6 protein-coding genes are annotated in these 5,945 nt (G+C 73.8%); all 6 read right to left on the bottom strand.

The window, feature by feature from the left end:
* Nucleotides 1–16 precede the first annotated feature (16 nt).
* Nucleotides 17–223, bottom strand: coding sequence for an MbtH family protein (locus tag AB5J73_RS34095; protein ID WP_370962895.1), 207 nt, complete (start codon nt 221–223; stop codon nt 17–19).
* Between the two features lie 2 nt (nt 224–225).
* The gene (locus AB5J73_RS34090; protein ID WP_370962894.1) at nt 226–1,689 is read right to left on the bottom strand and encodes an MFS transporter; all 1,464 of its coding nucleotides are present in this window, start codon (nt 1,687–1,689) and stop codon (nt 226–228) included.
* Between the two features lie 118 nt (nt 1,690–1,807).
* Nucleotides 1,808–3,061, bottom strand: coding sequence for a glutamate synthase-related protein (locus AB5J73_RS34085; RefSeq protein WP_370962893.1), 1,254 nt, complete (start codon nt 3,059–3,061; stop codon nt 1,808–1,810).
* Complete coding sequence (locus AB5J73_RS34080; RefSeq protein WP_370962892.1) at nt 3,058–4,041, bottom strand: asparagine synthetase A; 984 nt, start codon at nt 4,039–4,041, stop codon at nt 3,058–3,060. The genes AB5J73_RS34085 and AB5J73_RS34080 overlap by 4 nt, the downstream gene beginning before the upstream one ends.
* A 30-nt stretch (nt 4,042–4,071) precedes the next feature.
* Nucleotides 4,072–5,313 (bottom strand): methylaspartate mutase, encoded by a 1,242-nt coding sequence (locus AB5J73_RS34075; RefSeq protein ID WP_370962891.1) that lies wholly within the window; start codon nt 5,311–5,313, stop codon nt 4,072–4,074.
* Complete coding sequence (locus AB5J73_RS34070; RefSeq protein WP_360780650.1) at nt 5,310–5,795, bottom strand: cobalamin-dependent protein; 486 nt, start codon at nt 5,793–5,795, stop codon at nt 5,310–5,312. The genes AB5J73_RS34075 and AB5J73_RS34070 overlap by 4 nt, the downstream gene beginning before the upstream one ends.
* Between the last annotated feature and the right edge of the window lie 150 nt (nt 5,796–5,945).

The following is a 5,945-nucleotide window of genomic DNA, read 5'->3' as shown; positions in this document are numbered from 1 at the left end:
TGCCGGCGGGGAAGGGTCAGCGCATCGCGGCGACGAGGCTCGCCGGGCGCAGGTCGGTCCAGTTCTTTTCGACGTACTCCAGGCAGGCGGCGCGGGTGTCCTCGCCGTGCACGGCCCGCCAGCCGGCCGGGACGTCCACAGTGGACGGCCAGAGCGAGTGCTGGTTCTCGGCGTTGACCAGGACCAGGAAGGTGCCGTTCTCGTCTTCGAAGGGATTGCTCATGGTTACTTCTCCTCTGTGAGGGCGGCCCGGCCGAGTGCCGGGGTGGCGACGAGCAGGGCGAGCGCGACGAGCGCGACCGCGGCGTGGGCGAACATGGTGAGCGGGACGCCGAGCGCCTCGACCAGGACGCCGATGAGCAGGTTCCCGACCGGCGTGGCGGCCAGGGTGAACAGCGCGAGGATCGACATCACGCGCCCGCGCATCTCCGGCGCGGCCCACCGCTGGGCGAGGCTGACGAGCACGAGCGCCGTCAGTCCGGCGACGAGCCCGAGGGCGAAGAAGGCGGCGATCCCGACGGCGAGCGACCCGGTGGCGAGCAGCGCGAGGCAGCCGACCTGCGCGGCGAGCCCGGCGGTGGCGAGCCGCCCGGCCTTCTCCCGCGGCGGCCACTTGACCGACACGACGAAGGCGAGGGAGGCGCCGAGCGTCATGGCGGTGAGCAGCCAGCCCGCGCCGCGGTTCCCGCCCAGCAGGACGAGCCCGAGGTTGATCGGCCCGGCCCCGCTGAGTTCGAGCAGCCCGGTGACGATCATGGCGGTCCGCAGGGCAGGCCGTTTCGCGACGTAGCGGCAGCCTTCGCCGACGTCCTTCGCGAGCTGCCGGACCTTGACGCGTTCGCGCGGCTCGGCCTTGGCCAGGGTCTTGGTGTTCCCGGCGGCGAGCGCGGAGACGAGGAAGCTGACCCCGTTGACGGCGGCCACGGTGACCAGCCCCCCGAGCCCGGCCAGCCACGACCCGAGCGCCCCACCGGCAGCCTGCCCCCCACGCACGGCGGCGAGGTAGACGGCGTTGCCGCGCACGAGGTGTTCCGGCGGCAGCAGGTTCGGGCGGAGCGCGTCGGAGGCCGGGATGAAGAAGGCACTGGCAACGGCCATGACGACGATCAGCCCGGCGAGGAGCGGAACATCGGCCCCGACCACCAGGACGGCGGCCGCCCCACCGAGCATCGCCCCGGCCCGCACGAGATCGGTGGTGATGAGGACCCGCCGCGGCCCGGTCCGATCGGCGACGGCGCCGCCGACCAGGAGGGTGAGGACCTTGGGGAGGGAACCGAGGGCGAGGACCAGGCCGGCGAGCGCGGGACCGGCTGTGCCGACGAGGGTGACGGAGAGGGCGATGAGCCAGACCGCGTCGCCGAAGGAGGACAGCCCCATGGCGAGGACGAGGCCGAGGAAGGGAGCGGGAAGGGCTCGCGACCTGGCCGCGGTGCCTGGTGTGGCACGCGGCAGGTCGCCCGGCTCCGACGCCTCGGTGACGCTCAGCGCGGCCGGCTCGGGCGCGGCCACCGCGATGCCCGGCCCGGCGGACGCACCGCCCGGGGCGGCCGCCACGCTTCGCGGCCCGGCCGCGGCCGCGGCCGATCCGGCCACCGTGGCGCGCAGCCCGGCCTCCGCAGCGCTCGGGTCTGCCACCCCAGTGCGGGGCACACCGCCCGCCGCGGCGCGGGGCTCGTCGACCGCGGTCACGACGCACCACCGATCGCCGGCGCGCCCGACGTCTTGAATGACTCATTCCGGTCTTCGGAGGTCCTGAATGAGTCATTCAAGACCTTCGAACCAGCGCAACGACCGACGGCCCGGCGCGTCATGACAGGACCTCTTCGCGCTCGCGGGCGGGCGTGCCCGGGAACCACACGTCCTCCGGGGTCAGCGCGTCCGGCTGGTACTGGCCCAGTGCGCTGATCAGCATCCGCAGCTCCAGCGCCAGCGCCTCCGCGAACCGCACCAGGCCCGACTCCGGGTCGGTGTCCACCGCCAGCAGCGCCGCCCGGCCCAGGCCCGCGGCTCGCGCGCCCAGGGCCAGGACCTTCGCCACCCGCGTGCCCTCCCACATGCGGCCCGAGGCCAGCAGGCAGCCCGCCGGGGCGCCGATGCGGGTCAGGCACTCCGCCAGCGGCAGCCCGACCGAAGCGAACGACAACGGCGTCCAGCCCGAGCCGCCCTCGGCGCCGTCGACCGTCACCGCGTCGGCGCCGGCCTCCCACGCCACCGAAGCCGCGGAGGCGACGTCGCGGCCGGGCGGGAGCTTCACCCACACCCTCGCGCGCGGGAAGTTGTTGCGCATCAAGCGGATCTGCTGCCGAAGGATCTCCGGCGTGAACGTCCCGGGCGAGCTGCTCCGCAGCACCGAAGACCCCAGCGGCAGGTCCACCTCGTACAACGAAGCGAGCGAAGCCGCGACAGAAGGATCCACCAGCGTCATCCCGCCGAGCCCCGGCTTCGCGCCCTGCCCCACCTTCAGCTCGAACGCCAGCCGCCCGGACGCCAGCAGCGCCGCCGCCGACGGGTCCGAATACACGAGGTTCCAGACCTCCGCGTCGGCGTCCTCCGTGCTCTGCTGCACGACGACGCCGCCGAGGCCGTCCGGGACCTCGTCGCCGTAGGCCCGCAGGCGCTCCAGCAACGTGCCCGCCGCCGGTCCGCCGGTCCGGCCGTGGCCGTGCACCGGGACGACGTTCTCGCCGATCACCATCGGGATGCCGAGCCGCGCGGCCTGCGCCGAGGCCGCCGCGCCCAGGCCGGCTCCCGCCACCTGCGTCGAGCCGAACGCCGACAGGTACACCGGCAGCGAAGACGCGAACCCGCCGATCGACGTCGAGAGCGAGACGTCGCCGTACAGCGGCTCGCGGCCCAGCTCGATCAGCTTCTCCAGCCGCCGCGGGACGAACACCGGCGGCACCAGCCGCGCCGACTCCAGGAGGTCCGCGGAATCGGCCGGCGACCCGCCGAACAAGGCGGTCCCGTAGGAAGAAGCGTCCGGGAAGACCGCCGCGGCACCGATCCGGGCCCGGGCCCGGACCTGCTCGGCGGGGAAACCGGAAGCGCTCAGCGCGGTCACGGCGAGACCACCCCCGGCAGCTTCGGGAACGCCGTCGCCTGCCACACCGCGTCCAGCCCGGCGATGTACCGCGTCAACCGCTGCACGCCCAGCCCGAAGCCGGCGCTGCCGGGGATCCCCGAGCGGACCAGGTCGAGGTACCAGGCGTACTTCGCCGGGTTCTCCCCCGTTTCGCGCATCCGCGTCACGATCCGGCCGTACTCGTGCTCGCGCTCGCTGCCGCTGCACAGCTCGCCGTACCCCTCGGGCGCGATCAGGTCGAAGTTGCGCAGAACGCCCGGCGTGGACGTGCTTTCCCGGTCGTAGAACCCGCGCGAGCCCTTCGGGTAGTCGACGAGGAAGAACGGCCGCGCGTGCTTGTCCGACAGGATCGCCTCGCCCGCCCAGTCGATCTCGGCGTCCGCGCTCTGCGGGTGGCCGAGCTCGCGCAGCGTCTCGACGGCGGTCGTGTGCGTCAGGCGGCCGAACGCGCCGCCGAGCAGGTCGGTGAACGCGCCCGAGTCGCGGCCGAGCGCTTCCAGCACGTCGCCGGCGTCCTCGACGACCCGGCGCACCACGTGCGCAACCAGGTCCTGCAGCAGGTCGAGCACGTCGTCGCGGGAGGCACCGGCGACCTCGACGTCGAGCTGGTGGAACTCGGCCAGGTGCCGGCTCGTGTTCGCCGTCTCCAGCGGCTCGAGCCGCACGTTCGGGGCCACGTAGAAGATCTTCGAAAAGCCGAGCAGCGACGCCTGCTTGTACAGGATCGCGCTGGTCATCAGCTTGTAGCGGTGGCCGTAGAAGTCGACGTCCACCTGCTTCGCGCCGCGCCCGCCCGGATCGGTGACCGGGCCGATCACCGGCGGCAGCAGCTCGGTGAACCCGCGGGCGCCGAGGAACGCGCGCGCCTCGGCGAGCAGCTTGTGCTGGAGGCCCAGCACGTGCCGGGTGCGCTCCGCGGTCAGGTGCGTGCGCGGGTCCGGCGGATCGGTGTACTCCATGGCGTTCTCACTCCCAGCTGGTCGGGCGGTTCAGGACAGGACCGGGTCGAGCCTTCGGCGGTGGTAGGACAGGTCGGCGAGCAGCCGGGTCGCGCTGACCCGGTCGTGGCCGCGGCGGCCGCCCAGCGCCGGCGGCAGCGGCATCCGGCCGGTGTGCCACCACTGCAGGCGGCCTTCGTCGTCGAGCACGCACCGGGTTTCGCCGCCGTTGTCGGGGTGCAGGCAGTACGGGACGTCGAGCAGGCCGCGTTCGAACGCCGCCGGCAGCGCCTCGGCCAGCGTCGGGGCGAGCGAGCGCACCTCGTCGACGAGCAGCCGGGCCTGGGCGTACACCTCGGTCTCGCCCGGCGGCGCGGCCGGGGCGGGCTGCTCCAGCGCGGTCGCGTGCGCCAGCTGCAGCGCCGAGACGTTCTCCTCGACGGTCGGGATCCGGTGCGCTTCCGCGGTGGTCTTGACGATCAGCCGCTCGGTGCCGGTGCGCACGGCCAGCCGGACGCTCTCGGCGACCAGCTCCCGCGCCCCGGCCGCGGATTCCGGAAACAGCCCCATGTAGGTGTAGAGCACCAGGTGGTGGTCCACAGTGGACAGTTCTTCGGCGCACAGCCGCCGCATCGCCCACAGCGCTTCGGCGTCCTGCTCCGGGCTCGTCTGCTGCGCGTAGCTGGCCGACACGCTGCGCACGCCGTGTTCGGCGAAGAACAGGCACTCCAGCACCGACAACGCGACGAGCAGGCCCGGCGGGCACAGCTGCCCGAGCATGCAGCCGCCGAAGCTCTCCAGGTGGCAGTCCACGGCCTGCCCGGCCAGCAGGGTCGCCGAGCGCGACCACGACTTCGCCGCCGTCCGCAGCGGCACGCTGCTGTAGGGCAGGCAGTAGGACACCGGCCCGCCTTCGGACGCGTCGAGGCCGGCTTCGAGCATCACGGCGAAGATGTCTTCGGGCTGCGCCGAGCCGTGGCGCACCTGGACGGGGAACCCGGGCAGGTCCGCCACCAGCTCGGCGGTGACGGCCGCGCCCAGCGCCACCAGCGGGTAGCCGTTGAGCGGGACCCCGGACTGGACGGACATCGCGGCGAGGTCGTGCTGCCCGGTGCGGGTGTAGCTGTCGAGCGTCACGGTGCCGACCGCCGGGACCCCGGCGCCGGCCACCGCGCGCAGCCCGCGGCGCATCGCGGCCGGGTCGGAGAACCCCATCCGCGGCTGGACGACGAGCGTCCGGCGGCGGCGGTGCTCGGCCACGAACGCGCTGAACACCGACCGGGCAGCGGTCACCGCAAGGTCCGGATGTTCGCGGCGACGAACTCGCGGAAGGACTCGATCGCCTGGCCGGAGTCGCCGGCGCCGACGTGGAAGACCGCGTCGTAGCCCAGCGCCAGCAGCTCGGCCTCCAGCGCGCTGTTCGCGTCGCCGTGGACGCCGAGCTTGCCGCCGATCACGGCGGGCAGCCCGGCCAGGACGGCGTCGGACCGCAGCGCCGAGATCACCCGGGCGCCGTCGACGTGGCCGTGGCCGTTGATGGTGCTGATCACCAGGCAGTCCGGCCGCTCGTCGCGGCAGGCGGCCAGCAGCCGCCCGACCGGGACGCAGGCACCGAGGTTGACGACCTCGTGGCCCATTTCCTCCATGATCAGCTGGAGGGCGACGAGGTTCCACATGTGCGAGTCGGACTCGACGCTGGACAGGACGAACTTCAGCGGGGGCCCCGCGGACACGGCGGGCCGGTCCGGGGTCTGCTCGATCTGGAAGGTGGTCATCGTGCGTCGCTCCCTGTGCGTTCGGGGAACGTCCGCGGTGCGGGCCGCGAACTTCTCACGACGAATCGTCATCGCCCGGCGCCCGGCACACATGGGTGCGGCGGCCCCGCATTCCCCCGCCGGTCCCGCCCCCCCGGTCCGCCTCGCGCG

The organism is Amycolatopsis sp. cg9, from assembly GCF_041346945.1.
In the GTDB taxonomy this organism is placed as follows: domain Bacteria; phylum Actinomycetota; class Actinomycetes; order Mycobacteriales; family Pseudonocardiaceae; genus Amycolatopsis.
Note: the sequence above shows the minus strand (reverse complement) of the source record. Positions and strands in the feature narration are given on the sequence as shown.